Origin of the sequence: Clostridium sp. 10cd* (assembly GCF_044336395.1) — a bacterium.
Taxonomy (GTDB): domain Bacteria; phylum Bacillota_I; class Bacilli_A; order Erysipelotrichales; family Erysipelotrichaceae; genus Clostridium_AQ; species Clostridium_AQ innocuum.
Map to the genome: position 1 here is coordinate 2,501,239 of NZ_CP172347.1, position 25,624 is coordinate 2,526,862.

The 25,624-nt window shown below is 44.7% G+C and carries 33 protein-coding genes; 7 read left to right on the top strand and 26 right to left on the bottom strand.

Translation table 11 applies throughout. The annotated features are described in order from the left end of the window. Nucleotides 1–144: 144 nt before the first annotated feature. The 6 genes from ACG3M1_RS12355 to ACG3M1_RS12380 all read left to right on the top strand — a co-directional run bounded on the left by ACG3M1_RS12355 (nucleotide 145) and on the right by ACG3M1_RS12380 (nucleotide 4,390). Nucleotides 145–1,479: a Mur ligase family protein gene (locus ACG3M1_RS12355; RefSeq protein ID WP_009269131.1), complete on the top strand. Its 1,335-nt coding sequence runs from the start codon at nucleotides 145–147 to the stop codon at nucleotides 1,477–1,479. A 1-nt stretch (nucleotide 1,480) separates the two neighbouring features. Next, complete coding sequence (locus tag ACG3M1_RS12360) at nucleotides 1,481–2,221, top strand: type 1 glutamine amidotransferase (RefSeq protein ID WP_008817229.1); 741 nt, start codon at nucleotides 1,481–1,483, stop codon at nucleotides 2,219–2,221. A 340-nt stretch (nucleotides 2,222–2,561) separates the two neighbouring features. After that, nucleotides 2,562–2,882 (top strand): PadR family transcriptional regulator, encoded by a 321-nt coding sequence (locus tag ACG3M1_RS12365; RefSeq protein WP_009269130.1) that lies wholly within the window; start codon nucleotides 2,562–2,564, stop codon nucleotides 2,880–2,882. Nucleotides 2,883–2,886: 4 nt separating this feature from the next. Next, a complete protein-coding gene (locus ACG3M1_RS12370; RefSeq protein ID WP_009269129.1) occupies nucleotides 2,887–3,246 on the top strand; it encodes a DUF6120 family protein in 360 nt (119 codons plus the stop codon). 291 nt (nucleotides 3,247–3,537) lie between these two features. Beyond that, complete coding sequence (locus ACG3M1_RS12375; protein ID WP_008817227.1) at nucleotides 3,538–3,978, top strand: LytTR family DNA-binding domain-containing protein; 441 nt, start codon at nucleotides 3,538–3,540, stop codon at nucleotides 3,976–3,978. A gap of 10 nt (nucleotides 3,979–3,988) precedes the next feature. Next, a complete protein-coding gene (locus ACG3M1_RS12380) occupies nucleotides 3,989–4,390 on the top strand; it encodes a DUF3021 family protein (protein WP_009269128.1) in 402 nt (133 codons plus the stop codon). A 136-nt stretch (nucleotides 4,391–4,526) separates the two neighbouring features. On the opposite strand, the gene ACG3M1_RS12385 is transcribed toward ACG3M1_RS12380, so the two are convergent. The 25 genes from ACG3M1_RS12385 to ACG3M1_RS12505 form a co-directional block, all read right to left on the bottom strand. Then, complete coding sequence (locus ACG3M1_RS12385) at nucleotides 4,527–4,832, bottom strand: DUF3795 domain-containing protein (RefSeq protein ID WP_008817225.1); 306 nt, start codon at nucleotides 4,830–4,832, stop codon at nucleotides 4,527–4,529. A gap of 86 nt (nucleotides 4,833–4,918) precedes the next feature. Beyond that, nucleotides 4,919–5,236, bottom strand: coding sequence for a hypothetical protein (locus ACG3M1_RS12390; protein ID WP_395814217.1), 318 nt, complete (start codon nucleotides 5,234–5,236; stop codon nucleotides 4,919–4,921). Between the two features lie 41 nt (nucleotides 5,237–5,277). Beyond that, nucleotides 5,278–6,120, bottom strand: coding sequence for a hypothetical protein (locus ACG3M1_RS12395; protein WP_395814220.1), 843 nt, complete (start codon nucleotides 6,118–6,120; stop codon nucleotides 5,278–5,280). A gap of 277 nt (nucleotides 6,121–6,397) precedes the next feature. Further along, the gene (locus tag ACG3M1_RS12400; RefSeq protein ID WP_002609056.1) at nucleotides 6,398–7,102 is read right to left on the bottom strand and encodes a zinc metallopeptidase; all 705 of its coding nucleotides are present in this window, start codon (nucleotides 7,100–7,102) and stop codon (nucleotides 6,398–6,400) included. Between the two features lie 172 nt (nucleotides 7,103–7,274). Then, nucleotides 7,275–7,559 carry an HU family DNA-binding protein gene (locus ACG3M1_RS12405; RefSeq protein ID WP_002609057.1) on the bottom strand — a complete coding sequence of 95 codons (285 nt, stop codon included), beginning with the start codon at nucleotides 7,557–7,559 and terminating at the stop codon, nucleotides 7,275–7,277. Nucleotides 7,560–7,678: 119 nt separating this feature from the next. After that, nucleotides 7,679–9,157, bottom strand: coding sequence for a stage IV sporulation protein A (spoIVA, locus tag ACG3M1_RS12410; protein ID WP_002609058.1), 1,479 nt, complete (start codon nucleotides 9,155–9,157; stop codon nucleotides 7,679–7,681). A gap of 93 nt (nucleotides 9,158–9,250) precedes the next feature. Further along, on the bottom strand, nucleotides 9,251–9,433 hold the full coding sequence (locus ACG3M1_RS12415) for a (2Fe-2S)-binding protein (RefSeq protein WP_002609059.1): 183 nt from the start codon (nucleotides 9,431–9,433) through the stop codon (nucleotides 9,251–9,253). 157 nt (nucleotides 9,434–9,590) lie between these two features. Then, a complete protein-coding gene (locus ACG3M1_RS12420) occupies nucleotides 9,591–11,183 on the bottom strand; it encodes a peptide chain release factor 3 (protein ID WP_008817222.1) in 1,593 nt (530 codons plus the stop codon). Nucleotides 11,184–11,359: 176 nt separating this feature from the next. Further along, nucleotides 11,360–12,361 (bottom strand): NAD(P)H-dependent glycerol-3-phosphate dehydrogenase, encoded by a 1,002-nt coding sequence (locus ACG3M1_RS12425; RefSeq protein ID WP_009269126.1) that lies wholly within the window; start codon nucleotides 12,359–12,361, stop codon nucleotides 11,360–11,362. 2 nt (nucleotides 12,362–12,363) lie between these two features. Next, nucleotides 12,364–13,674, bottom strand: a complete 1,311-nt coding sequence (der, locus tag ACG3M1_RS12430; protein WP_009269125.1) for a ribosome biogenesis GTPase Der — start codon at nucleotides 13,672–13,674, stop codon at nucleotides 12,364–12,366. A 35-nt stretch (nucleotides 13,675–13,709) separates the two neighbouring features. Next, the gene (cmk, locus tag ACG3M1_RS12435) at nucleotides 13,710–14,366 is read right to left on the bottom strand and encodes a (d)CMP kinase (protein ID WP_008817220.1); all 657 of its coding nucleotides are present in this window, start codon (nucleotides 14,364–14,366) and stop codon (nucleotides 13,710–13,712) included. Between the two features lie 2 nt (nucleotides 14,367–14,368). Then, complete coding sequence (locus ACG3M1_RS12440; RefSeq protein WP_009269124.1) at nucleotides 14,369–15,343, bottom strand: hypothetical protein; 975 nt, start codon at nucleotides 15,341–15,343, stop codon at nucleotides 14,369–14,371. Nucleotides 15,344–15,465: 122 nt separating this feature from the next. Continuing rightward, nucleotides 15,466–16,029, bottom strand: coding sequence for an elongation factor P (gene efp, locus ACG3M1_RS12445; RefSeq protein ID WP_002609065.1), 564 nt, complete (start codon nucleotides 16,027–16,029; stop codon nucleotides 15,466–15,468). A gap of 96 nt (nucleotides 16,030–16,125) precedes the next feature. Beyond that, the gene (locus ACG3M1_RS12450) at nucleotides 16,126–16,455 is read right to left on the bottom strand and encodes a hypothetical protein (protein ID WP_008817218.1); all 330 of its coding nucleotides are present in this window, start codon (nucleotides 16,453–16,455) and stop codon (nucleotides 16,126–16,128) included. Between the two features lie 16 nt (nucleotides 16,456–16,471). Further along, nucleotides 16,472–16,930, bottom strand: a complete 459-nt coding sequence (locus ACG3M1_RS12455) for a hypothetical protein (RefSeq protein WP_224727202.1) — start codon at nucleotides 16,928–16,930, stop codon at nucleotides 16,472–16,474. Further along, nucleotides 16,902–17,315, bottom strand: coding sequence for a type II secretion system protein (locus ACG3M1_RS12460; RefSeq protein ID WP_021420784.1), 414 nt, complete (start codon nucleotides 17,313–17,315; stop codon nucleotides 16,902–16,904). The genes ACG3M1_RS12455 and ACG3M1_RS12460 overlap by 29 nt, the downstream gene beginning before the upstream one ends. Further along, a complete protein-coding gene (locus ACG3M1_RS12465) occupies nucleotides 17,284–17,448 on the bottom strand; it encodes a hypothetical protein (RefSeq protein WP_002609069.1) in 165 nt (54 codons plus the stop codon). The genes ACG3M1_RS12460 and ACG3M1_RS12465 overlap by 32 nt, the downstream gene beginning before the upstream one ends. Then, nucleotides 17,438–17,845, bottom strand: a complete 408-nt coding sequence (gene comGD / locus ACG3M1_RS12470) for a competence type IV pilus minor pilin ComGD (RefSeq protein ID WP_008817215.1) — start codon at nucleotides 17,843–17,845, stop codon at nucleotides 17,438–17,440. Before comGD ends, ACG3M1_RS12465 begins: the two co-directional genes overlap by 11 nt. After that, a complete protein-coding gene (gene comGC / locus ACG3M1_RS12475; RefSeq protein ID WP_002609071.1) occupies nucleotides 17,811–18,110 on the bottom strand; it encodes a competence type IV pilus major pilin ComGC in 300 nt (99 codons plus the stop codon). The genes comGD and comGC overlap by 35 nt, the downstream gene beginning before the upstream one ends. Nucleotides 18,111–18,132: 22 nt before the next feature. Continuing rightward, nucleotides 18,133–19,140, bottom strand: a complete 1,008-nt coding sequence (locus ACG3M1_RS12480; protein WP_224727201.1) for a type II secretion system F family protein — start codon at nucleotides 19,138–19,140, stop codon at nucleotides 18,133–18,135. Further along, nucleotides 19,076–20,071: an ATPase, T2SS/T4P/T4SS family gene (locus tag ACG3M1_RS12485; RefSeq protein ID WP_008817213.1), complete on the bottom strand. Its 996-nt coding sequence runs from the start codon at nucleotides 20,069–20,071 to the stop codon at nucleotides 19,076–19,078. Before ACG3M1_RS12485 ends, ACG3M1_RS12480 begins: the two co-directional genes overlap by 65 nt. Before the next feature lie 116 nt (nucleotides 20,072–20,187). Continuing rightward, nucleotides 20,188–20,652 carry a GNAT family N-acetyltransferase gene (locus ACG3M1_RS12490; protein WP_008817212.1) on the bottom strand — a complete coding sequence of 155 codons (465 nt, stop codon included), beginning with the start codon at nucleotides 20,650–20,652 and terminating at the stop codon, nucleotides 20,188–20,190. Between the two features lie 2 nt (nucleotides 20,653–20,654). Continuing rightward, the gene (locus ACG3M1_RS12495) at nucleotides 20,655–21,266 is read right to left on the bottom strand and encodes an MBL fold metallo-hydrolase (RefSeq protein ID WP_002609075.1); all 612 of its coding nucleotides are present in this window, start codon (nucleotides 21,264–21,266) and stop codon (nucleotides 20,655–20,657) included. A 38-nt stretch (nucleotides 21,267–21,304) separates the two neighbouring features. Beyond that, nucleotides 21,305–21,454 carry a 50S ribosomal protein L33 gene (gene rpmG / locus ACG3M1_RS12500; RefSeq protein WP_002609076.1) on the bottom strand — a complete coding sequence of 50 codons (150 nt, stop codon included), beginning with the start codon at nucleotides 21,452–21,454 and terminating at the stop codon, nucleotides 21,305–21,307. Nucleotides 21,455–21,507: 53 nt separating this feature from the next. Beyond that, nucleotides 21,508–23,580: a peptidoglycan D,D-transpeptidase FtsI family protein gene (locus ACG3M1_RS12505; RefSeq protein ID WP_009269123.1), complete on the bottom strand. Its 2,073-nt coding sequence runs from the start codon at nucleotides 23,578–23,580 to the stop codon at nucleotides 21,508–21,510. Between the two features lie 142 nt (nucleotides 23,581–23,722). Here ACG3M1_RS12505 and ispG point away from each other — a divergent pair, with 142 nt between their 5' ends. Further along, nucleotides 23,723–24,787: a flavodoxin-dependent (E)-4-hydroxy-3-methylbut-2-enyl-diphosphate synthase gene (ispG, locus tag ACG3M1_RS12510; protein ID WP_008817210.1), complete on the top strand. Its 1,065-nt coding sequence runs from the start codon at nucleotides 23,723–23,725 to the stop codon at nucleotides 24,785–24,787. Between the two features lie 471 nt (nucleotides 24,788–25,258). Here the strand turns inward: ispG and ACG3M1_RS12515 are convergent, their stop codons facing one another. Beyond that, a complete protein-coding gene (locus tag ACG3M1_RS12515; RefSeq protein WP_009269121.1) occupies nucleotides 25,259–25,624 on the bottom strand; it encodes a GNAT family N-acetyltransferase in 366 nt (121 codons plus the stop codon).

A 25,624-nucleotide genomic window follows, 5' to 3' on the forward strand; every position in this document is an offset into this window, starting at 1 on the left:
TTACGCATCCATAGAAAAACTTCACCAAAACAGCTTTTTTTCCTGTATAATAGAGAGGTGTTTTAAACATATGCAGGGTGGACATCCTATAAATAGATACTATGGATTGATTTTCCCTGCGGGGTATATACAGGAGGCTGATTTATGACGATGTTTGCAATACTGATAACAAAACTGGCCGGTGCTATGCTGCAGCTGATTCATCGCGGCGGCTCGCTGCCCGGACAGATCGGGCTGAAGCTGTGTCCGGATATACTGAAAAAGCTGCGCATTGACTGTCCTCTGATTCTGGTAACAGGAACCAACGGCAAGACTTCTACCAGCAATATGATAGCCGCTATGCTGGAGCAGGAGGGTCGCACTGTCGTAAACAATCGGAAGGGCGACAATCTGAAAGAGGGAATTACGACGGCTTTACTGATGCACACAACGCTAAGAAAACGGGTACAGGGGGATGCTATTGTTTTGGAAGTGGATGAGCTCAACATTCCTTTCATTATGAAGAACCTGAAAGCAGATGCTCTGGTTGTGACAAACTTCTTCCGGGATCAGCTGGACCGTGCCCGGGAGATGGAGCAGCTGATTGTTAAGATGGAGCAGGCGATTTCCGATTTCGAGGGAACTCTTATTTTAAATGGCAATGACCCCAATGTAGTACGGCTGCACGATGCGGCACCGAAAGCATCCATGCTTGCATTCGGTATGGAGCGCTGCTCCTTCAGCAGTGAAACAACAGGGGAAGCAAGTGAAGGCAAGTTCTGTCCACGATGTGGAAAAAGACTGGAGTATGCATTTTATCAGTATTCCCATATCGGCGTATTTCACTGCAGCGGCTGTGATTTCCAAACACCGAATCTGGATGCGGCAGGAGTGGTGGAAAGCATTCCAAAACGCAGTTTCCGCTATGAAGGCAAAGCATTCAGCGCACCGCAGGGTGGATTGTATACCATGTATAACTGCATGGCTGTTCTGGCAGTCGCAAAGCTTTTGAAAGTGGATACAAGGCATGCTGCAGCGGCTTTTACTCACATCAAGGTACCGGATGGACGAAATGAAGCATTTACATATAAGAACCACACCTGTGTGCTGAATCTGGTAAAAAACCCGACGGGAGCCAATGAGGTCATGAAGGTGATCGAAGAGGACGAAACCGAAAAAAGCATCCTCATTGTATTAAACGATAATGCACAGGATGGAACGGACGTATCCTGGATCTATGACACCTTTTTCGAGAAGCTCATGAAGAATACTACAAAGCGTATCATTGTTTCGGGCAGTCGCTGCTATGACATGGCACTGCGTTTAAAATACGGAGGCTATACAGGAGCGCTGGAGGTTCAGGAACAGATGAAGGAGGCTGTAACAGCTCTTCTGAAATCAAATGAAACCATGTATGCGATAGCGACCTATACCGCCTTGCAGCCGGTACGCAATCTGCTGCTGACTCAGGGTGTGCAGGAACGAAAAGGAGGCGCATGATATGGAGCTGAATGTATGCTGGATGTACCATGATATTATGGATCTCTATGGTGATAAGGGAAACATGATGGTTTTACAGAAACGCTGTGAGGAGCGCGGTATCAGCATCACCATTGATACCCTGTCCATTGGAGATCAAAGGGACCTTCGCGTGTATGACCTTCTTTTTCTGGGTGGGGGCGCCGACAAGGAACAGATGATGCTGATCGATGATTTGCTTTCCAGAAGGGAAAATATTCGTGAGGCGATGGAGCAGGGGACCTTCGTTCTATTGATTTGCGGCGGTTATCAGCTGTTTGGACAATATTATATCAGTGCAGATAACGAAAAAATTGAGGGGCTGAAATTTTTCGATTATTATACGACTACCGGCAGCAATGGAACACGCTGTATCGGCAATATCGCCATACGCTGCAATCTGGATGGTCATGAAATCACTGCTGTTGGCTTTGAGAACCACGGTGGCCAGACCTGCAATGTAGCAACACCGCTGGGGAAAGTCATCAGTGGCTATGGAAACAGCTTTGATAGTGGATATGAGGGCTTTTATAACGGAAGTGTACTTGGCACCTATATGCACGGCCCGCTTTTCCCGAAAAACCCAGAAATTGTCGACTTTGTTATCTATAAGAGCCTGAAAAAGAATCATCCGGATGTTCAGCTGGAGGATCTCATACAATTGGATGACACACTGGAACAGAAAGCAAAGGAAGCTATGCTAAAACGGCTTCAGGTGCAATAACCGGAATAACCGATATCTTATAGGAAATATAAGAGTCGGTTTTCTTATTCCCCTTAAATATTATGTTAATCTATATATATAATATAAAAACAGTTGATAAACATAATATTAGGTGTTATAATTCATGCGAGGAGACGATACTTGTCCCATTGTCACTCAAAAGGAGGTTGTCATGCAACCTCTTTTCACAATGAAGGCACAAAGACACGTCGAAATGAAAAGCTGAGAGCCTTATGCTTACTTACACATTCTGCCGGCTTCTCTATCTGTTGAAGCAAATAAACGGATACTGGTTGGTGCTATGTATAGGATATATCAAATGAACAAAAGAGGTGCTGTTATGGCTAAGGAACATAATTTTTTTAAAATGGAAATGCTGATTCTCCTTATATTAAAACAAGGGGATTGTTACGGCTATGAGCTTGCCGGTATTCTGAAGAAGCAGACAGAGGGGATTATTGATATAAAGATGGGCACCCTGTATCCCATTCTCTATAAGCTGGCTGATGATCACTGCATCACCGGTATGGAGGTAAGGGAAGGACGCAGAACAAAAATCATTTACAAGCTGGAGCCAAAGGGAGAAGCTTTGCTGGTAACTTTGCAAAAGCGTTATACAGTCTGGGTTCAGGCAATTGATTTGATTATGAAGGGAGCATAGGAACATGGCTGGTAAAGAAAGATACAAACGGGAAATTGCGATGCTGTTCCCTTATATGTCAAAAAAGGAGAAAATGTTTTTAAATAACTACATGCATAATATCGAGGATGCAGAATATAAGGATATCGTAAAGGAATGGGGAGCACCGATTGCAGTTGTGCATTCCTATATTGAAGCACAGGATACAGAAATCATCATGAAAAAGTTAAACAGAAGAAAGCTTTTAAAGAAATTTTTATCTGCTGTTTTATTCCTGCTGATTGCAACACTTGCAATCTATACGTATTTTCTAAATAAATCCTATCAGGCCGTACGGGATACGGTTCCCAATGAAATCAAGGAGACCTTGATTATTGAAGAGTAACCTGATGGAGCAGCGTTACTTGTTAATTAGAAGAACCCGATTTTGCTGTTCTTCTTTTTCGTTTACAAAGTACGCAGATTCTATTAAACTTAAAACATTACATAATATACATTATGCGAAGTAAAAACATAATACATATGTATCCAATATATCCAAGATCAGCCATCATTATCAATTACAGACCATAATGAAGCAGTTGGCAGCTTGTATACCACTTTGGGTAACTTATCGGCATTTCATTGCATTTCTGCTGTGTGCCCTTTATACTGAAATCAACAGGAGGAATACAGGATGAAGCTTACCATACTTCAGGATGACGCAATAGCAGAAGATGAAATCATCATCAGAACAGCAACACGTCATCCGTGCTTAGAAAGACTGATAGATTTGATAAAGCAATACAGCATTACCTTAAAGGCTTATCACAACAATCGGGAATATTATCTTCCCATAGAGACTATTTACTATATTGAATCTGTTGATGGAATCACATATCTGATAACGGAGAAGGATTCCCTGTTATGCAGAATGTCTCTTCGCGAGATTGAGGATAGTGTTCAGCATACCTCGTTTTGCAGGATAAGCAAGCATATGATTGTAAATACAGCACATCTGAAGGCTGTAGAATCCTATGCTAACCATCGGCTGCTGCTGGTGCTGAAGAATGACGATAAAGTACTTGTAAACAGAAATTATGTAGAGCATCTGAAAAAACAGATAAAAAAATTATAGGAGGATGAATATGAAAAGCTTTTTAAAAAATTATGTGCCCTATGGATGCATGTGCTTCACTGCAATCTTACTGATCAATGCATGTTCTGCTTTCCTTCACAATACACCACTTATTCTGGATGCTGCCAGCCTGCTTAGGGATTTTGGAATATATATGCTTCTTATCATAGCCGATTACGGTATCAATGAATACATGGAATTCAAAACATACCGAAGCTTTGTCATAACAGAATTTCTCATACTCACAGGAATTTTCCTAATCCTGAACAATGCGGGACACCTGGATACTCTTCAGGTACGCTCCATCATTTCCCAAATTCTGAGTATGGCTGTGATTCTGGGGGCAATACGCCTGTATATCGCCTATAGCTTTCGAAAGGAAATAGATGATCTGAATGAACATCTGAAATGAAACCTGTTGATTTCTTATTTTCGCCAGGAATACTCAAAGTGCCTGTTTCCTACATACAGCATGTGGATACAGGCACTTTTATTTATATTTATCTATCTTTTACAACATATTCTTTGTTACGTTTGTTCACCAAGAGCTATTGAGCTTCCGTAAGGTTTTTCATCTGCATAAGAAAATCCTTCTGATTATCCTCTTCACTTTTTGTTGGATCCTGTGCTTCATACAAAATACAGGGCAGTTCATGACAGTGTCCGCAGTGCTTTAGCTTCTTACTTTTCTTACAGCATTCATAAATATCACAGACATCTCTATCCTCCACATATTGCAGCCAGTATGGCTTCCCTTCCAAAGCCTTACATCCAAGGCAGATGTCCGGATAATGCTCACATGCATCACACTGAACACCACAAACACTCATAGTTCTTGTTTTTACAGCCTCCATTACAAGTTCTCCTTTCTACAGAATCTGGTTTAACCTCTACCCTAACCATACCATAGATAGGTACATATTGCCATCCTTTTTCACGATTACTCTGTTTTCCTTGTACTGACCTCTGCATAGCATAATGTAATGGATGTCTCTGCGGGAACGATTTTCTTATAGAAACGACCCTCCTCATCTCTATACTCTGAAATTTTTGTGGAAGAGGTATTGAAAAATTCTTCCGATTCCTGTTTTCCGTCACGATTGATAAAGCTTTGCCACAGTACCACATAGGTATCCTCTTGAGAAGGGGGTATCTCTTTTATGAAATCCTCCTGCGGCATATAAAGAACGGTAGAATCTGAAACCTTTTCAATCGTCAATGCTTCCGAGAAGGCATGAATTTCATAGTTCTTTTTCATATCCCGAAAATCTGCAGGATTTGCTTTCCCCTTGTAAATATTCACCGTATCGTTTGTATCTCTGCCATATTGATCAAACGTGTAATAACAGATTCACCAACAAAACGTGGTGTATAGTCTGTATGATACTCTTCCCCATTCGTGATTAAAATAGAATCTTTCAGATCCTTGGCGAAATTCTTTTGTAGATCTCTGTAAATGAATATGCCATCATCACTCAGATTATCGATGAAGGATATTTCATTTTTTGCAAGCTCATGCAAGAAATCACTTTCCCCATTTTTTGAAGTAAAATTCAATAGAATGAGATTGGTACGATTGATATCTTTTCGATGCTGCAGCGTTTTTGGCTCGGGTTCATCCACCGTATATAGCAGCGTCTTACTATACATATCTTTCATAAATGCATCAATATCACCGCCATCATACTTTATTTCCTTTGGAAAGACATTCTGATACCATGCTCCTTTATACTGGAAGAAAACATCAAACGCAGAAATATGCAGGTCTGTGTCCAATTTCAACGAAGCTTCAATTCTCTTTCTGTATGCCTCTTGCAGCTCCGGCATCTGATAGTCATCACTTCCATCCTGATTGTTTTCATCTGTGTAGACATTTACTGTAAACGATCTTTCCTGATACATCATTTCAACCCATGCTGTACCATCCGATTTCCGTTTGAGCCTGGGAATTGGTGATGCATCGCCATATCCCAGATGGGTTTCTTTTACAGTTGGCTGTATACCGTATTTATCCTTCATATAAAGAAGAGCATTGGCTGTTCCCTGTTGTTTTTCCCTATCCAGCTCCTGTTTCTCCTCTTTGCTGGTACAGGCACTCATACAAAGCAGCACCAGCAGAATCAATAAGCATTTCTTCACCATAGACGGCCTCTCTTTCTAAATCCGGTTATTTTTTCGTACGCTGTTTATCAGCTAAATTATACCATATGCCCTTATCAGTGAACAGCAAAGTCAAAAATGCCTGATCTTTGTGCAGCTGCTTCCATCATCTGGCTGTATGCTCATCCGTAAATATTTTCCAATATCTTTCTATGATTCACGCAAAACAAAAAGCTGTCATAAACCTTCCCTTTATTCGTGAACCCTGAAGGATTCAGAAGCTGACCAAGACACGAAAAAAGAACCCCAAAGGATTCTTTCAGTCATCATCTCTTCTTCCCAGTACCATAAGCAGGATACGTAAGATTTGTGCGAGAGTGGAGAGCACTGCTGCAACATAGGTGAAGGCTGCTGCACGAAGCATTCCCTTCACATCATAGCGCTCCTGTTCGCTGATCATGCCGTACATGGCAAGCTGCTTCACAGCCCGGCTGCTGGCATTGAATTCCACCGGCAGCGTCACAATCTGAAACAGCAGAATGATACAAATCATAGCAATACCCGCATACAGAATAACCGGTGTGGAGGCAAACAGAAACAAGCCGAGCACAAGCACGACCCAGCCAAGCTGGGAAGCAATATTTGCCATCGGCAGCAGCCGGTTTCGCAGACCGATCGCCCCATAATGCTCCTTATGCTGAATGGCATGTCCTACCTCATGAGCGGCAACACTGATAGAGGCAATGGAGGCGTTGTAGAAGATATCCGGAGATAGACGCACAACATGATGGACAGGATCATAGTGATCCGATAGCATACCGCCCTTGGCTACCTCTACACGGATGCTTTGCAGATTGTTCATATCCAGAATTCTGCGGGCAACAGCCTCTCCAGTCAAACCATGCTCGTTCGGAATTCTCTTATATTTGTGATAAGCAGCCTGTACACGGGACTGGGCAAGCATTACAACTGCGAATGCCAGAATATACAGAAAATACTGAGACATATACGAATTATTAAACATAGGTATCCTTCCTTTTCAATATGTATGTATTAGTTATTATATCACAACTGCAGATGAATTATCAGCAGGTTTGCATAAAGTTGCAGGAAAGCGAATGCTTTGGTCTTTGCTTATGAAAATATGAAAAAAAGGATATCTGTATAAATGATCCCAGACATCCGTTTTTAGCCTACTATTTTACTGCTTCCTTCAATGCTTTTGCAGCTTTGAATTTCGGCGCTTTTGAAGCGGCGATTTCAAGAGGTTCCTTAGTTGCAGGGTTGATTCCCATACGTGCAGGACGTTCGCTGATTTCAAATTTTCCAAAACCAGAGATATCAACTTTTCCGCCTTCAGATAAAGTCTTTGCAATTTCATCGAAAACAGTTTCTACTGCTACAGTTGCATCTTTCTTTGTCATTTCCAATTTCTCAGCAACGACTTCTACTAAAGCTTTTTTATTTAAAATTTCACTCATGTTCATTACCTCCAACATAGCTATATGATACCATCTGGAAGCGTATATTTCAACATTTTTCTCAAAAAAGATGGTTTTAAAATCCCCATTATTTCTGCGGTTTTCAAATGCCGTTATTTCTAGAGAACGATGGCGATGACATTGCCTTTTCCCTTATTTACAAGTTTTGTAAGAATGTCCTGCAATCTTGCTCTGGCTGCTTCCGGTATCATGGAAAGCTTGGCATTGAGACCGTCACGGATCAGATCCGACAGCTTGCGTCCGAAGATATCGCTGTCCCAGATGCTCTGATCATCATTTCCATCATCCCGCAGCAGATAACGAATCAGCTCTTCACTTTGCTCCTTACTGCCGATAATCGGCTCAAAGGTGCTTTCCACATCCACCTTGATCATATGAATGCTTGGGGCGATTGCCTTCAGCTTCACACCATAGCGGCTGCCCTGCTTCACAACCTCCGGCTTGCTGAGCTGAATATCCTGCAATGAGGCACTCGCAAAGCCGTATCCGGTCTGCTTGACCATTTTCAATGCACTTTCAACTGCATCATATTCCCGCTTCGCCTTGCTGTAATCCTGCATGAGAGATATCAGCTCCGCCTTATCCTTTATCTCGTGACCGATGATTTCCTTCAGAATTTCATTATACAGCCCAGGCTTTACAGTGATGTCTACATTGACAATCCCCTGCCCTGTATCTATGGTGGCAAGATTGCTGCCGTCGATATACTCATTTTCATTTAACACATCGGTGATATTTTCCACCTCGCGAAGACGGTCCACGCTGGACATGCTTTCCTGAATCGTATCATGGAAGCTTTTCTTCAGCCAGTGATCATCGCTCAGTACTGCAATCCACTGCGGCATGTTGATATTGATCTCCGATACCGGGAATTCATACAGAGCCTCCCGAAGGATATCATGAACATCCTCCTCACTCATATGGTTTACTGCGATTGCAAGTACCGGTACCTCATATTTTTCCTTAAGCTTGTCCACGACAGCCTTGCAGGCCGGAGAATGCACATCCGCACTGTTGACAACGACAATAAACGGCTTGCCAATCGACTTGAGTTCATCAATGACCTCTGCCTCAGCTTCGATATAGGCTTCTCTTGACAAATCGGAAATCGTACCATCCGTCGTCACAACAATGCCGATTGTGGAATGATCCTGAATAACCTTCTGTGTACCGGTCTTGGCAGCCTCATTGAATGGTACCGGTTCATCATTCCAGGGGGTACGTACCATACGGATTCCATCCTCATCCTTATAACCCTTCGCTTCCGGTATAACATAGCCTACACAGTCCACCAAACGGACATTCACGGTAAATCCGTCATCAAATTCGATTGTTGCGGCATTATTCGGCACAAATTTCGGTTCGGTGGTCATAATCGTTTTACCGACTCCTGCCTGCGGCAGTTCGTCAATCATGCGTGATTTCTCAAATTCATCACTGACATATGGAATGACTGCTTTTTCCATAAACTCCTTGATGAAGGTTGATTTGCCGACGCGTACAGGACCCACGATCCCTAAGTATATATCGCCACCGCATCTTTGTGCTATATTCTTTAAAATCTCTGTGGTATTCATTGTTTGTCCTCCCTTAGTCATTCTAAACTTATGATGAATTGAGGTACTTTATGACTAAACAGACAAAAGAAGAAAAAGAAAAACAGATGGATTTCACCTGTTTCTCAGTAATTGCTCAACAACGCTTTCCAGGACATCATTGCAGGCACCGCAGACAGTTCCTGCTCCGGTAGCATCCTGCACCTCCTGGAAGCTGGAAGCACCTGCCTCAATTGCCGTTTTGATATCACGAACAGAGACACTCATGCAGGTACATACAATATCTTCATCATGCATATAGCTCACACCTCACTGTCTACTAGGATACCCGTTTTCGAAAAAGACATACAGCATTCCCTGAAAAAGGTACTTCCACAAAAAAAGGAAGATCCGAAGTCATCGATTTCGGCAATCCTCCTGTTAGGTAAATGCTTGCTGATTATGTATATTGTAATTATTCGGCAGTACCCACATCACTCAGTGTCAGACCCTTGTTTTGTTCCAACGCCCACTTGATGCCCCAGTTATTCATGAAAATAATCAGATTTCTACCCTTTAAATCACGTACGCGCTTGGAATCACTGGTAAGATTCAGCGTATTCGGATCTAATGCCTGATCATCGATCCAGCGAACGCACTGGAACGGCAGAATTTCGAGCTTGATATCGACATTGTATTCACTTTTTAAGCGCTGTTCCAGCACCTCAAACTGCAGCACGCCGACACCGCCGACGATGATTTCCTCCATTCCGATATTGATTTCCTGAAATACCTGAATGGCACCTTCCTGTGCAATCTGCGTAATTCCCTTTGTAAACTGCTTCCTCTTCATGGTATCCTTTTGCGTAACACGGGCAAAGTGCTCCGGAGCAAAGGTTGGAATCTTTTTAAATTCAAACTTCATGGAGGGATCGCACAGCGTGTCTCCGATGGAGAAAATGCCCGGATCAAACACACCGATCACATCCCCTGCATATGCCTCTTCGACAATTTCACGATCCTGTGCCATAAACTGCTGCGGCTGTGAAAGCTTGATTTTACGGTTTTGCTGCATATGCATAACCTCCATTCCCTTTTCAAATCGTCCGGAACAGATACGCATAAAGGCAATACGGTCACGATGTGCCTTATTCATGTTTGCCTGAATCTTAAAGACAAAGGCAGAAAAGCGCTCATCCATGGGATTGATTTCTCCCTGTGAGGATTCTCTTGGCAGCGGAGAGGTTGTCATATCCAGAAAATGGGAAAGAAACGGCTCCACACCGAAATTCGTCAGTGCACTACCAAAGAATACCGGTGTCAGCTCTCCCTTTGAAATAAGCTCCTGATCAAATTCAGTGCTGGCGATATCCAGCAGCTCACTATCCTCACGCAGCTGCTCGAAGAAATGATCGCCCAGTACGCCACGGAAGGTTTCATCCTCCAGCGTACCTTCGCTTACCTCCGCAGCCTTTTGTCCGTGATCGCCTCCATGAAAGGCGATGATACGGTGATGATCACGTTCATAAACGCCTTTGAATTCTTTTCCGGAACCGATTGGCCAGTTCATGGCATAGGTGGCGATTCCCAGTTCACTCTCGATATGCTCCAGCAGCTCAAACGGATTCATGGCAGCACGGTCCATTTTGTTGATAAAGGTAAATACCGGTATCTTTCGCAGCAGACATACCTTGAACAGCTTCTTCGTCTGTGCCTCAACACCCTTGGATGCATCGATCACCATAACGGCAGAATCGGCAGCCATCAGGGTACGATAGGTATCCTCCGAGAAATCCTGATGGCCCGGGGTATCCAGAATGTTGATACAGAAATCATTATATTCAAACTGCAGCACAGAGCTTGTGACGGAAATACCTCTTTGCTTTTCGATTTCCATCCAGTCACTGACCGCATGCTTGTTCGCTTTTTTTCCCTTTACACTTCCGGCAGAAAGAATCGCCCCGCCATACAGCAGCAGCTTCTCCGTCAGCGTTGTTTTTCCGGCATCCGGATGGGATATGATGGCGAAGGTTCTCCGCCTTTGTATTTCATTGACATAATTCGTCATACAGCTTCCTCCTATAGTTCTATGTGAAACGATATTCTCGTATTTTTTCGTTTAAAGCAGTTCTCATCTACATGGTGATTCCTCCAGTTCCGTTAGATGACTAGCGTTTTTTATTATAGCATATTCCAACGCTTAAAATCCATAAAACCAAAAAAAATGACGCTGTTTCAGCATCATTATTTCATTTCATGCTTCAAATCACGCAGCATCAAATCCCTTGCGGACTGCTGTGGTTTCTTGTCCTCATACAAAACCCGGTAAATTTCTTCCACAATCGGCATATCGATCTGCTTCTGCTTTGCTACCTCATAAACAACCTTGGCAGTACGTACACCCTCTACGGTCTTGGTGTTGTTCTCCCAGAAATAGCGGGCGCTGTTATGCGTTCCGATTTCATAGCCTGCCTGAAAATTCCGGGAATGTACACTGGTACACGTAACGATCAGATCACCGATACCGGTCAGTCCCATAAAGGTTTCGGCTCTGCCACCCAGAGCGACGCCATAGCGGATCATTTCCGCAAGTCCACGCGTAATCAGGGCAGCCTTGGTATTATCACCATAGCCAACACCACTCAGCACACCGCTGGCAACTGCGATGGCATTTTTCAATGCAACGCCGATTTCACTTCCAACCTCGTCATCTCCGCGGTAAACACGCAGATATTCATTCGAGAACAGCTCCTGTACGGCACAGGCATCCTCTTCACATAAGGATACGGCACAAATCGTTGTCAGCATGCGCAGGACAACCTCCTCTGCATGGCTGGGGCCGATCAACGATACGACGCTTTTCAGTTTATCCTTCGGCATAAAGCGACGAATGACATTGGACATGCGCTCATTTGTCTGCGGATGAAATCCCTTGGAGGTATTTACGACAATAACCGGCTTTTCAACAAGCGCTCCGATTTTTATACACAGCTCTTCCACAGCGATGGTCGGAACGGATAACACAAGAAGATCCGCATCGCGAACAACGTTGAGGTCGCATGTTGCCTTCAGGCTTTCATGCAGTGTCACATCCGGAAAAAACCGGGTATTTTGATGCCGCAGATTGATATCGTCTATTTCCTTGGGATTCTTTCCCCATAATACAACCTCTCTTGCGTTGTCAACAAGCACCTGTGCAAGTGCTGTCCCCCAGCTTCCGCTTCCGATCACAACTGTCTTCAACATGATCACCTGTTTCTTTCTCTGGCTAATATTCTTAGTGTGGTTCCGGTAAATCCGAACGCCTCCCGCAGTCTGTTTTCCAGATATCGCTTATAGCTGAAATGCAGCAGCTCCGGATCATTGACAAACAGCACAAAGGTCGGTGGAGCCACGGATACCTGAGATGCATAGTAAATCTTCAGACGCTGTCCCTTGTGCGTTGGCGGCGGTGTCATCAGCTGCGCATCCATGATGACCTCATTCAATACATTGGTCTGAATCCGCAGTACGGAGTAATCATGAACCTCGTCAATGACCGGCAGAATCGTGTGAATCCGCTGCTTTTTCAATGCGGATACAAACAGGATCGGTGCATAGGATAAATACAGAAACTGTGCACGGATCTCCTTTTCAATGGTATGCATGGTCTGCTCATCCTTCTCTACAGCATCCCATTTATTGTATACGATAATAACACCCTTACCTGCCTCATGGGCATATCCGGCAACGTGCTTGTCCTGATCCCGGATACCTTTTTCTCCATCGATGACTACAAGTACGACATCACTTCGTTCAATGGCACTCATGGCACGCAAAACAGAATATTTTTCAATGTTCTCATAGACCTTGCCGCGCTTTCGGATTCCGGCTGTGTCAATGACAACATATTCCTTGCCTTCCCGTTTGAATGGTGTATCTATGGCATCTCTGGTAGTGCCCTCGATATTGGAAACAATGACACGCTCCTGGTTTAAAATCGCATTGACAAGGGAGCTTTTCCCCACGTTTGGACGACCGATAACACAGAATTTCGTCATGCCGTCATATTCGTTTTTCTCTTTTTCCGGTAAAGCGTGGATAACTGCATCCAGTACATCACCGATACCGATACCATGCGCACCGGATACTGCCAGCGGATCCCCGAGCCCCAGACTGTAGAATTCATAGATTGCATCATTCTGTGCAAAATCATCCACCTTGTTGACGGCCAGAATGACCGGCTTTTTTGTTTTATGCAGCAGTCTTGCGACATATTCATCATCATGGGTCAGACCATCCTTGCCGCTTACGACAAATACAATGCAGTCTGCCTCATCAATAGCGATTTCCACCTGCATGTTGATTTCCGTCTGGAAATCCTGATTTGCAAGCTGAATACCTCCGGTATCGATCACCCGGAATTCTCTGGTCAGCCATTCCGCTTTTCCATAGATACGATCCCGGGTTACTCCCGGTGTATCCTCCACAATACTTTTACGTTCACCGATAATTCGGTTAAAAATCGTTGATTTACCGACATTCGGACGACCAACGATGGCTACAATTCCATTTATCATATGTTGACTTCAGCTTGCGCTGAATGCACCTCCTATCATGAAAGGGTAGGAATATTCCTGCGTATTTCTTCAACAACCTCTGTAATCGTCATATTTGACGTATCTATTTCGATTGCATCCTCCGCCTTACGCAGCGGCGAGGTTTTACGGTTCATGTCCTGATAATCCCGCTGTTCGATATCACGGTAGATTTCATCATAATCCGCTTCCACATGCTTTCCCAGATATTCCTTATATCTGCGATCCGCCCTTGCCTTGACACTGGCAACCATGTAGATTTTCAGCTCTGCATCCGGTAAAACAACCGTACCGATGTCGCGTCCATCCATAATGAACCCCTTATCTCGTGCCATCTGCTGCTGCAGCGCCACCAGACGCTCTCTTACCTTAGGATGTGCAGAAATGCTGCTGGTAAGCATGGATATTTCATTTTCGCGAATCTGCTTGGATACATCCTCGTTATTGAGATATACATTTCCTGCCGGATCAAAGCTGATCTTCATTTCATCCAGCATGGCTGTCAGAGCAGCTTCATCGTTTGGATCGATACCGCGCTTTTTAGAAGCAAGCGCCGTACAGCGATACATCGCTCCGGTATCCAGATGTGAATAGCCCAGCTCCTTTGCCAGTATTTTGGCAATGGTGCTTTTACCGGCCGCACTCGGCCCGTCGATAGCGATATTTATTTTCATCTTTAAATTCCTCCAGCCTTCCATAAAGAATAAGCGATAAAGCCGATGATCACCAGCAATACCAGTATCAGAAAGCACAATACAAAATTCAACAGCTTATTGGTCTTCTCCACACCGTCGGAAAGGTCGGTCAGCTCATCCTCATATTCATCCATCTGTACACGCAGCTGCTGTGTTTCCTCCAGCAGCTTTTTATGCAGAACCGCCTGCTGCGGCGCATCCTTTTTCACAGGTATCTCATCTTCATCCTCAAAAGCATCCTCCATCATAGCTGGCTGAATGATTTTTTTAGCAGGACGCTGCGGACGCTGCTCCGGCTGCGGAGCATATTCCTCGACAGCTTCCACAGCTGCGGGCTGTGGCTGAAAGGATTCCACAACAGGGGCTTTCTCCAACACCGGCTCCTCATATTCGACATCTTCGGCTTCTGCACGATAAGCAGGAGTTTCTACAGGCTCCTTTGTAAAGCGCATATCCGATTCCGGCAAAGGGGCTTCCTCCTCCTTCAACAGATTTTGTACCTGCAGGGCGATATCATCCCGGCTCAATACGGTTTTCTTCGGCTCCTCCGGCTGCGGCTCATCCTGTATTTCCTGTATGTAATGGGATCTTTTTGCACGGTTTGCCGCATTCAGCTGATACAGAATATCAGCCTGTGTGTTATCGCTCTCTCTGGTACCCTTGCGAATATTATATTCTCTTACTTCCTTAATGAAATCATCCAGATATTCATTGGTAAAGGTATCATCTACCGGCGGCTGCTCCAGCGGCTCCTCTTTCTTTTCCCGAACCGGAGTATATTCCCCATCCTCTTTGATATCCACCTTTTTGAAGATAGATGAATCGAATTTCTTTAGGGTTTCCTCCTGCTCCAGCGCACCGTTTTCCTCTGTGTGCAGAGTTTTATCTATATTATTATCAGTTTCAATGGATTTTCTCAATTCCGCATATTTTTTTACTCTTGATAGCTTTTCCATCCGATTACCTCCCAATCTAACAATCATTATAACAAAAATAAAGGTTCTTGGATACGTATATTCCTTAAGAAATCATACTTTTTGAAAACGATTTGCAAAAGAAAAGCTGCATGGGCAGCTTTTTAGTCTTTTGCTCTTCCGGAATATTTTCCATCAGACGTGTTTACCAGCACCATTTCATCCTGATTGATGAACAGCGGCACCTTGATTTCCAGTCCGGATTCCAATGTGGCATTCTTGCTTGCGGAAGTAGCTGTATCACCCTTGACAGCAGGCTCGCATTCCACAATCTGCAGCGCCACCTTATCCGGCAGGATCACACCGAGAATTTCACTTTCAAACATGGAAATATTAACGTTGTCATTCGGCTTCATGAAGTTCATTTCCCATTTCAGACGATCCTTAGGAATCTCAATCTGCTCATAGGTTTCATTATCCATGAACACCAGTGCATCATCTGTATCGTACAAATACTGCATCTCTTTCTTTTCAATGTGTGCAGGTGTGATTTTATCGCCACCGCCCCATGATAATTCTACATTTGATCCCGTTCTCAGGTTTCTGACTTTCGCCTTTACCACCATTGCGGAACGAGCTGTTTTATTCTGACTCTGTTCCAGCACAACGAAGATTTCTCCATCCTGCTGAATTGTCATACCAGGTTTTAAATCATTGGAACTGATCATAATACATTCACCTTTCCTTTATATTTTCTTATGTCCTATTCTATTTTATAGGATTTGACGCATTTGTCAAATTTTTTATGAAAAAAGTCTGATTTTTCACATCAGACTTTTAAAACGGATACTGTCCGCATACAGCATAAAGGCTATAAATGTTGTAAGATACAAATACCAGAAGGTTGTAAAATCAAACAGCTCCTGCCGCCATTCAAAATAGCCAAGAAACAGCAGGACGATCACCAGCGTCAGCAAAAAGTCCTTTCCTTCCAGCGCCTTACAGTTTGCCTCGCGATAAAACAGCCTGCCAAACAGCAGCAGCACAGCATACAGCGGAACCAGCATATAGGCTGTTTCATTCATAATCAGCAGCAGATTTCCAAGTCCTGCAAATGCCAGAAACAACAGTGTGCTCAACCCAATCGTCAGCATGTAAACCACCTCCTTGTTAGTGTGGTTCACACTGCTGTAAATATACAACGTCCTGTATGGTACCATCTGTACGATCAAAGAATATCTGCATATGCACGGTATTGCTTTTTTGCGTATAGGTCACAGCGATATGCTCCTCCTCTTTTGTGAAATGAAAGTATGTGTTTCGAAACAGCACCTCCCATTCCTTCGGCTGCTCTTCCTTCTGCGGTTCCTCCCCTGTCTCGCTCTCTTCACCTTTTCTTTCTTTCATATCAGCTTCAGCATCAGCATCCGGCTTTAGAGTCTCCTGCAGATACCTGCGGCAGTTGTGAATTGCAAATAGGTCATAGGACTCCTGTAATCCACGTACGGCTGCATAGGCTGCAGCGCGCTGTACAAGCAGGGTGACAAAGCAGAGGAAAATCAAAAGAAGCAGCATGGCATACAGACTGATAAAGCCCTGCTCATTCACACGTAAGCAGTGCTTCTTCACGCTTCTCTTTCCGAACCCATGTGACATAATAGCATTCCTTTCTCTTTTGAAACTGCAGCGCATCCACATCCTGCAGAAAAATTTCATAGCCGCTTCTGCGCACCAGACGCCTGCGGTCATATTCCAGTGTCTGCTTCTTTTTTTGATAAATGAAGGAAAGGGTGTTCTCCTGTAAAGACAGCCTGCTGCTTTGTGCAAGCAGGAAGCGAAGCTGATACATGGCGATGCGGTCTTCACTGTAGTAGACAGGCTCCTGCAGCCTTTGCAATGCGGATACCACCGGCATCAGCAAAACACAGCTGACTGCAACACAGCTGAAGGCTACCAGCATTTCCACCAGGGTGAAGCCGCCGTTATTTCTGATAGGCTTCTTCCACTGCATCATTGTCATACCCCTTTCCTGTATCATGCATCGTATGTGTCATTCCCGCACACTGCAGGCAGAGCAGTGCCAGAATGCCCAGAATCATCAAAAGAAACAATGCCTCCATCAAAACGACGCCACGCTTATCGAACATCCATGCGCCCGCTTCCCAGCTGTGCCACAAGCTGAACAGTGGAGGAGGCACTGCGGCAGTTCAGCGTGAAGGCCTTTGAAATCGTTCCCTGTGCGGTATAGTGAAAGCTCATGGACGAACAGCTGGTGGACGACTGCAGAGAATAGATCTCACGATCACAATATACCTTGCTGCCCTGAATCTTTATAGGGATGCTTTTGTGTTCTCTTATCGCCTGAGCCTGGGCCTTTGTACAGATTTCACGTATCTGCTGCACATCCATACGCAGCAGGATGCGCTGCTGCCGCTTCAGCAGCGGTGTCACAAGCAGCAGCACAGAGAGCAGAAGCAAAACAAGCAGCATTTCCACCAGGGTGAACCCGCTATCGCACGGCGGCCTGTCCATTGCTGATTTCAATGGTGTCTCCATTCGGGCATCGGCGCTGTGTATCCTTTAAATATCCCTTACTGATTAAATCGGACATACTTTTCGGCGGACTCAGATTCTCCACCTCATACAAAAGAATCTGTGCATTGGCAACCTCAATCAGTGCCTCACAGCCCTTGCTGCGTATGATTTTTTCCTTCTGCTGAATGTTAGGCAGCGTCAGCAGAAATACGAGTGCGATAATGGATAATACGATCATCATTTCCAGAATGGTAAAGCCTTTGTTATTTTTCATAAGTTCAATTCCTTTCCGATTTCTACATCTGTTCCAGCATTGTAAGCGGGATCAGCATAATCTGGTATACAAGCAAAACCACAACACCCACAAAGCTGTATGCAATGCACTGCACGGTGACTGCCGTACGCTTCAGCAGCCGCTCCCATGTACGTTCCTGCTGCTGCAGCCCTGTCTGCAGCATACTGCACAAAGAACCGGTAGAGCTGCCAATGCGAAACGACTGCTTGAAGATATCGTTCAGCAGCACCTCACGCTCAATCACACAGAGGATATCCTCACCATTTTGCAGGCCGTTCATCAAATGCTTATGTAATTCACAAAACAGGGAGCCTTTTCGAATCTGCTCCAGATACTGCAGGGCGGTTCGTGTCGGTATACCCTGCTTCAGCAGTTCAACCATGTAGCCGGCGAACAGATAGGATTCCACATGGGATGCCAGCTTGCACAGGCGCGTGCTTCTTAAAATCAATGCATTCCTTATGGCAGGCTTATTTCTCAGATACAATGCACCAGCCAGTAAACACAGTGCACAAACACCAATTAACCTGCAGCCTCCCTGCAGAAGACTCACACCGAGCAGCAGTCCTTGAAAGTCCTCCCCCTGATCAAAGCTTTGCAGCATTTGCGGAATAATGGCAGTGCTGAACACCAGCAGCATCACATAGGCAAACACAAAGATGGAAAGCGGATAAGCCGTTTTCTTCAAAAGACGGGATAGCAGATTCCGTTCAAAGTCATACAGCTGCAGGGAGCTGTCGATAGCCCGGCTCAGGGAGGTGATTTTCAGGAAGAAGGAAAGATGCTCAAAAAAGCGCCCTGTTCCCTGTGTTATCAAAATTTCCTCGATGCTGTGTCCCAGCTCCAGCTGTTCTCTGATTCTTGTGGTATCCTTGCCCAGCAGCTGTAAAGCCTCCAGATAGGGATAGCCGTTCTGCAGCAGATCATGCAGATAGCGCCATTCCTCATTGCACATATGGAAGGTCGATGACGGCTTCCTCCTGTGCAACAATTCCTTTTGAAACAGCAAGCTGAATCTCCTGAAAAATATCACGATGCTGCTGAGGCAGCTGTTCCTCACGGAAGTAAGCATCCAGCTCATTTTGTTCCAGTATTTCATATATACACACCCTTTCCTGCGTTCCCTTTTTCTTGTACAGACGCTGTGCACAAACAGCACTCAGTGTATGATACAGTTCCTCCCTGCGCAAGCCGAATTCAAGCAGACGCTTGATTGCCTCACTGCAGCATTTGGCATGAATCGTTGTAAATATCAGATGTCCGCTTAATGCGCATCGAAGCAGCATACGTGCCGTGGATGGATCACGTATTTCTCCAATCATGATGACATCCGGATCATGACGCAAAAGCTCCTTGATTCCTTCCTCATAGGTAAAGCCTCCTGCCTCATTGATCTGCAGCTGCAAATAGCTGTCATCAAAGATTTCAATAGGGTCCTCCAGCGATACGACATGCAGTCTGTTCTCTTGAGCAATCCGCTTCAATATCGCGTGCAGGGTTGTCGTTTTCCCGCTGCCGGTGGGACCGCTCAATACGATGAGTCCGCTTCTTGTTTTCGTCCAGTTCAGAAAGCTGGCTGTCTGCTTGCTGTCTAAGCTCAGATCTTCCAGTGATATTTCTTTGTGGTTGTTCAGCACGCGCAGTACCGCTGTCTGTTTTTCAAGCGTCGGCAGCAGGGAGAAGCGAAAATACAGAAGCTCCTGACGAAACTCATACTGAAAATTTCCGCTTTGCGGCTGCAGAGTGTTTCCTAAATCCAGATTACTGATGTACTTCAGATAACAGAACAAGCCTTCATCAAATGCAGCGTTCTGAACAGTTTCCAGACCATTCCATCCGCGTACCTGTACATGCAGCCTGTGCTGCATCAATGTGAAGTGTACATCAGTAGCCCGCTTGCGTTCCACCATGTGCAGCAGCTGTTCAAATTTTTCCTTCATACTCTCACCTTCTTTCTATTTACATACTTCTATACGTTTCAAAATGGCAAAACTCCTAAATTATTCTCAAAAAAGGTAAAAAAAAACGAGAATTATCCCGTTTTCTTAAAAATGTATCATTTTAAATTCTTTTTCATGGTTTTAACCGCCGTCATATAGCCATGCTTTTCATAAAGCCTCTGAGCACTCCGGTTTTCCTGCAATACGTTTAGCTCCACATATTCCAGATGCCGTTCTCTGGCCCAGTGCTCCACCTCCTGCAGCAGGCGGTTACCGATACCAAGACCTCTGGCTTCCCGGCTGACCACCAGATCCATCAGCGTGGCATATGCATGCGGAATCACAAAGGAATCCGCCGGTGTCAGCTGCTTCATCACCAGTGCCAAACCGAAAATACAGGAATTTTCCACAGCCAGCAGGATGTCGCAATCCTCCAGCCGGATCATCGTTTTTAAAAACTCCTCATCCTGCATGCCCCGACAATAGCTGAAGGGCTGCAGTCTTGCCATGTCTGCATATAGAACCTCATACAGCCTCAGAATTTCCCGTATATGAGACTGCGTCGCCGTAATGATTGTCATAATCAGAACTGCAGATATGGGTTATAGCGAAATTCCATATCCAGCGTCGTATCCGGTCCGTGCCCCGGGTACACCTTCAGCTTTGAAGGCAGTGTTTCCCGTATCATCCGAAGCGTCTGCATCATTTTGGTATTGCTGCCAGTCGGTAAGTCCGTACGTCCGATGCTCCCCTGAAAGATGACATCTCCACAGATCAGATTATCATCCCACAGCAGCATGGTACTTCCCTCACTGTGTCCGGGGGCGTCGATTGCCTGAAGCGTAAAGGCACCGATGCTGTTTTTACCCGGCTTCAGCTTTGTTACCGGACTGTTCACAACAACAGGAGCCTGATAGGAGAAGTTCAGCATCGGGTCCTGCAGCATCGCCATATCCAGCTCATTGATATAAACAGGACAGTGATATTTCTTAACAAGCGCATCCACACCGGCAATATGATCAAAGTGTCCATGTGTCAGCACAATCGCATCCACAACACCATTTTGTGAATCAATCGTTTCCTGCAGCTTGTGAGATTTGCTTCCGGGATCAACAATCAGTACATGATTCTCTTCCCACAACAGGTAGGTATTTACCTGCACCATACCCAAAACAAAAGTATCCATCTTTTTCATGTCAGTCACCGAATAAAAAAGACCGTAGTCGGCCCTTCTTATTTTTTCTCCTTATGTAAAGTTTTCTTGTTACAACGTGGGCAATATTTCTGAATTTGCATACGTTCTGGATTTTTACGTTTATTACGTGTCCCGATGTAGTTTTCTTCGCCACATTCTGAACATTTGAACGTGATTCTATCTCTCATGTTGTCCCTCCTCGTACTTGCTTGAAAATTATATCATACTCTTTACAAAAAAGCTAATACTTTTTGAAAAACTCTTTTAAAACTTCCGGCATGATATTGTAGGCGCACAGGTTTCCGGCAACGCTTTGATCATTTGTTGCAGATTCCGGTACAGAGCAGGCAAATGCCACCTTGGCTTCCTTATCATATGGCGCATAGCCGACAAGAGAAGCATTGGTAAAATCCTCTACCTCGGCAGTACCGGTTTTTGCAGCTACCTGTACATCCAATGACTTGATAGGGTCGATTGCATGCTCTCCTGCAACCACCTCGCGAAAGCCCATCTGGATCGTTTCCAAATCCTCCTTGCTTCCCGGCAAAGCTGACAACACCTGTGTTTTATTTTCATATACTGTATAATCTGTATTTACTTCTGTTGCCGTATTAACCAGCTTCGGCTGTACCTTTTTACCGCCATTGGCGATGGTTGCCGCATACTGCACAAGCTGAATCGGCGTATAGTTATCATACTGCCCGATGGAATAATCTAGTAATAATCCAGGATTCATAGTATTCCCTGTAAAGCCTTGTGCTTCATTTGGGACATCCAATCCTGTTTTTGTACCGAGACCAAACATGGAATAATAATTCCGCATCAGCTTGAAGGTTTTCTGCGCCATTTCATTTGTGATGCCCAGTGGCTGATTATATACATAATTACCGCCAGCTAATTTTATAACAGACTTAAACATATAAACGTTACTGGATACCGCTAATGCACGAATCGAATTCACCGTACCATATGTGTTGAACGATCGCTTAAATGGTGTTCCCGCTATTTTCATTTCTTCATCCTGCTCGGTACTGTAGCGTGTCTGAATTCCCTGATCCAGCATCATATACACCGTAGCGCCCTTTACAACGGAACCGGACGCAAAGGCATCCAAATACGCACCACTGGAATAGTTCTGAATTTTCCCATCCTCATCCAAATATTTACCGCTCATCGCATAAATTTCACCGGTCTGAGGATTCATGAGGACAACGATCGCTTTCTTGAATTTTTCACGACCTGCTGTGCCTGCATACTTCTTTAATGTATCCTCCAGAATGTCATCAACCTTCTTCTGCAACTCCACATCGATGGTCAGATGCAAATCATAACCGTTCTTGCCGCTGCTTGTTTCATTCATAATAGCTGTGCCATCGGAATCATACGATATCTCACTGACTCTCGGTGTGCCGCTCAGTAAATCCTCATACTGCTTTTCCAGACCGCTTTGCCCGACACGATCCGTCAGCGAATACCCCATCGCTTCGTAATAGGAGCGCAGCTCGGAGGGTACACCCTGCTTGGAGGTCGTAATACTTCCCAGCACATCACGCAGCGTATCTTTATATGGATATTCCCGCTTCCAGGAGCCTAGATTCACATCAAAGCCCCGGTATTTGTCTTTATTTTCCATCAGCTTTGCGACACTATCACTGTCCACATCCTCCAGAATCACCTTATTCTGATTGTTGGGCAGCTTGCGCATAGACAGGTAAACAGAAAAAGCATCCTTTATATCATCATCCGCCAGCTCATTCACCATTTTCATCGTAATCCGGCTTCTGATTTTCTTTTCCTGTTCCTCTGCTGTCAGTGTTTCCTTCTCCTGTTCAGACAACAGGTTCTTCCCGGAGTCCTTATTTCCTTTTTCATCCTTATGTAAAAACATATACAAATCCTGATAATCCGAATTTGTCATACCCTTGTGATCCACCTTGAAATCCTTGGCAAAGGTCTGTGCCAGCTTCCACTGCTCCTCACTTGTTGTATCCTTGGGAGGAAAGTAGACAATATTATGAGAGGAAACGGTCTTTGCAATAACCTTTCCGTTTCGATCCACCATTTCTCCGCGCGCCGTACTGTCCGTCTGCTTTTGCGATGAGTAATTTTCCAGCTTCGCTGCATAGTCCTCCTGATTTCTTATCTGCAGGAAAACCAGCCGTACAGAAACAACGGCAAAAATCAGACAAATGATAATACCGAAAATAAAGATGCGCCTGTTTACGATTTTAAAATAATCGTTCTGCGTCTTCAGAACATCAGAGCTTCTGCTTAATTTTTTTTGATCAAGATCTCGAAAGGGATTTCGTATCATGCGCACACCTCCTGCCCATTAGTATACCATAAACAAAATAGTGATTCCATACATTTGAAAATTTGTAAGATTTTCGTAATGGGGCAGCGGATTGCTTTTCGCAAGCGACTTCTGCTATAATGAAGACATGAGGTGAAACGACATGAAAAGAACGGAAACAAGAAGTATTCAGGTACGAGATATAACGATCGGCGGACAGAATAAAGTAGTTATTCAGTCCATGTGCAATACACGAACAAGTGACATAGAGGCCACCGTGGCACAGATTTTACAGCTGGAGCAGGTTGGCTGTGAGCTGGTGCGCATGGCGATTATAGATGAAGCGGATGCAGCTGCCATCACTGAAATCAGGAAGCGTACACATATCCCGCTCGTTGCGGATATCCATTATGACTATCGACTGGCTATTGCTGCAGTAAAGGCCGGCATTGATAAGATACGTCTGAATCCGGGAAATATCGGCAGCAAAGAAAATGTGAAGGCGGTTGTGGCGGTATGCAAGGAATACCATATACCGATTCGCATCGGCATTAACAGCGGTTCTCTGGAAAAGGACATTCATGAAAAGTATGGCAGACCTACCGCTGAGGGCATGATGGAAAGCGCACAGCGCCATGTGCAGATTCTGGAGGAGCTGGACTTCCATGACATCTGCCTGTCTTTTAAATCCAGTGATCCACTGCTTTGTATCGATGCCTACCGCATGGCATCCACAGCCTTCCCCTATCCGTTGCATCTGGGTGTAACGGAAGCGGGCACCTTCATCGGCAGTGCAATCAAAAGCAGCATGGCACTGGGAACATTATTAAATGAGGGTATCGGTGATACGATTCGCATCAGTGTCAACGGGGATCCGGTGAATGAAATAACAATCGTCAAGCAGCTGTTGAAATGCTGCGGTTTATTGAAAAACACGCCGAATTTGATTGCCTGCCCGACCTGTGGCAGAACAGCGTGGGATATGCAGCCGGTTGTAAATGAAATGGAAGCCTTTCTGCAGACCATAAACTGTGATGTAAATGTGGCGATTATGGGCTGTGCAGTAAATGGACCAGGAGAGGCGAAGCATGCGGATATCGCGATTGCCGGCGGCCGCAACGAGGGCTTGCTCATCAAAAAGGGAGAGATTATTGAAAAGCTGCCGCAGGAACAGATGGTGGCACGGCTGAAGGAAGAGATTCTGGCATTTGAAAAAGAACACAGCTGATATAAACCCACGGCATAAGTTCATGGCAATATCAGTCTATACACCCCTTGCTTAGAAAAGTAAAAGAATTCACTGCTACCAATCATAACGGTAACACTGAATTCTTTTTTATGCATCCTAAAACATATAATACAACATTTTCATTTTCCTTCGCAAAGAGAACATTCCTTTTATGATATGTGTATTTGAAAGGAATGTAGCCTGAAAGTGTATTTGAAAGGAATGTAGCCTGAAAGTGTATTGAAAAGATGTACCTTTGCTATTGGGGTTTGTCCTATTCCTTTGCATTCTTGAACGGCCAATCAATTACAGATAACAGCCCATTTCAATGCGGACATTTTTTCTTTGTATATCCTGATTGCTTGCAACACTCAAATCACAGCCCAGAAACACGAAGCCGCTGCGCAGGTAGCATTGTATGGCAGGATCATTACAGGATTGCGTTTCCAGCAGAACGCAGCGGATATCACGCTACATTGCCAGCTGTCTGGCATGCTCCAGCAAACGGGTAGCGCAGCCTCTTCCCCGATAGGCTGGCTCTATAAACAGATTGGTAATCCGCAATCTCTGTGTCCAAGCCTCCATGCAGATTTCTAAAAGACCGGCAATCTGTCCATCCACACATACGCCATACAGCTCCGGCTGCTTTAGCCATTCACTGCCCCAAACATCATCAAAGCCGCAGGACAGCGGTTTTGGTAAAGCCGTGCGCTGAAACATTACGCCAAAGCAAGCTGCGTCCTGACTGACGACTGCTTCATAAACATACGATGTCGTGTATTGAACCTTTATGGCTTTGCCACGATATGCGGCAATATCCAGTTCACATATTTCCAT

Excerpts from the sequence above, each read along its gene's own strand:
- ACG3M1_RS12355 (WP_009269131.1), top strand. The coding sequence starts at position 145 with ATGACGATGTTTGCAATACTGATAACAAAACTGGCCGGTGCTATGCTG.
- ACG3M1_RS12360 (WP_008817229.1), top strand. The coding sequence starts at position 1,481 with ATGGAGCTGAATGTATGCTGGATGTACCATGATATTATGGATCTCTAT.
- ACG3M1_RS12365 (WP_009269130.1), top strand. The coding sequence starts at position 2,562 with ATGGCTAAGGAACATAATTTTTTTAAAATGGAAATGCTGATTCTCCTT.
- ACG3M1_RS12370 (WP_009269129.1), top strand. The coding sequence starts at position 2,887 with ATGGCTGGTAAAGAAAGATACAAACGGGAAATTGCGATGCTGTTCCCT.
- ACG3M1_RS12375 (WP_008817227.1), top strand. The coding sequence starts at position 3,538 with ATGAAGCTTACCATACTTCAGGATGACGCAATAGCAGAAGATGAAATC.
- ACG3M1_RS12380 (WP_009269128.1), top strand. The coding sequence starts at position 3,989 with ATGAAAAGCTTTTTAAAAAATTATGTGCCCTATGGATGCATGTGCTTC.
- ACG3M1_RS12385 (WP_008817225.1), bottom strand. The coding sequence starts at position 4,832 with ATGGAGGCTGTAAAAACAAGAACTATGAGTGTTTGTGGTGTTCAGTGT.
- ACG3M1_RS12390 (WP_395814217.1), bottom strand. The coding sequence starts at position 5,236 with ATGAAAAAGAACTATGAAATTCATGCCTTCTCGGAAGCATTGACGATT.
- ACG3M1_RS12395 (WP_395814220.1), bottom strand. The coding sequence starts at position 6,120 with ATGGTGAAGAAATGCTTATTGATTCTGCTGGTGCTGCTTTGTATGAGT.
- ACG3M1_RS12400 (WP_002609056.1), bottom strand. The coding sequence starts at position 7,102 with ATGTTTAATAATTCGTATATGTCTCAGTATTTTCTGTATATTCTGGCA.
- ACG3M1_RS12405 (WP_002609057.1), bottom strand. The coding sequence starts at position 7,559 with ATGAGTGAAATTTTAAATAAAAAAGCTTTAGTAGAAGTCGTTGCTGAG.
- spoIVA (WP_002609058.1), bottom strand. The coding sequence starts at position 9,157 with ATGAATACCACAGAGATTTTAAAGAATATAGCACAAAGATGCGGTGGC.
- ACG3M1_RS12415 (WP_002609059.1), bottom strand. The coding sequence starts at position 9,433 with ATGCATGATGAAGATATTGTATGTACCTGCATGAGTGTCTCTGTTCGT.
- ACG3M1_RS12420 (WP_008817222.1), bottom strand. The coding sequence starts at position 11,183 with ATGACGAATTATGTCAATGAAATACAAAGGCGGAGAACCTTCGCCATC.
- ACG3M1_RS12425 (WP_009269126.1), bottom strand. The coding sequence starts at position 12,361 with ATGTTGAAGACAGTTGTGATCGGAAGCGGAAGCTGGGGGACAGCACTT.
- der (WP_009269125.1), bottom strand. The coding sequence starts at position 13,674 with ATGATAAATGGAATTGTAGCCATCGTTGGTCGTCCGAATGTCGGTAAA.
- cmk (WP_008817220.1), bottom strand. The coding sequence starts at position 14,366 with ATGAAAATAAATATCGCTATCGACGGGCCGAGTGCGGCCGGTAAAAGC.
- ACG3M1_RS12440 (WP_009269124.1), bottom strand. The coding sequence starts at position 15,343 with ATGGAAAAGCTATCAAGAGTAAAAAAATATGCGGAATTGAGAAAATCC.
- efp (WP_002609065.1), bottom strand. The coding sequence starts at position 16,029 with ATGATCAGTTCCAATGATTTAAAACCTGGTATGACAATTCAGCAGGAT.
- ACG3M1_RS12450 (WP_008817218.1), bottom strand. The coding sequence starts at position 16,455 with ATGCTGACGATTGGGTTGAGCACACTGTTGTTTCTGGCATTTGCAGGA.
- ACG3M1_RS12460 (WP_021420784.1), bottom strand. The coding sequence starts at position 17,315 with ATGATGCAGTGGAAGAAGCCTATCAGAAATAACGGCGGCTTCACCCTG.
- ACG3M1_RS12465 (WP_002609069.1), bottom strand. The coding sequence starts at position 17,448 with ATGTTCGATAAGCGTGGCGTCGTTTTGATGGAGGCATTGTTTCTTTTG.
- comGC (WP_002609071.1), bottom strand. The coding sequence starts at position 18,110 with ATGAAAAATAACAAAGGCTTTACCATTCTGGAAATGATGATCGTATTA.
- ACG3M1_RS12485 (WP_008817213.1), bottom strand. The coding sequence starts at position 20,071 with ATGAAGGAAAAATTTGAACAGCTGCTGCACATGGTGGAACGCAAGCGG.
- ACG3M1_RS12490 (WP_008817212.1), bottom strand. The coding sequence starts at position 20,652 with ATGACAATCATTACGGCGACGCAGTCTCATATACGGGAAATTCTGAGG.
- ACG3M1_RS12495 (WP_002609075.1), bottom strand. The coding sequence starts at position 21,266 with ATGAAAAAGATGGATACTTTTGTTTTGGGTATGGTGCAGGTAAATACC.
- rpmG (WP_002609076.1), bottom strand. The coding sequence starts at position 21,454 with ATGAGAGATAGAATCACGTTCAAATGTTCAGAATGTGGCGAAGAAAAC.
- ACG3M1_RS12505 (WP_009269123.1), bottom strand. The coding sequence starts at position 23,580 with ATGATACGAAATCCCTTTCGAGATCTTGATCAAAAAAAATTAAGCAGA.
- ispG (WP_008817210.1), top strand. The coding sequence starts at position 23,723 with ATGAAAAGAACGGAAACAAGAAGTATTCAGGTACGAGATATAACGATC.
- ACG3M1_RS12515 (WP_009269121.1), bottom strand. The coding sequence starts at position 25,624 with ATGGAAATATGTGAACTGGATATTGCCGCATATCGTGGCAAAGCCATA.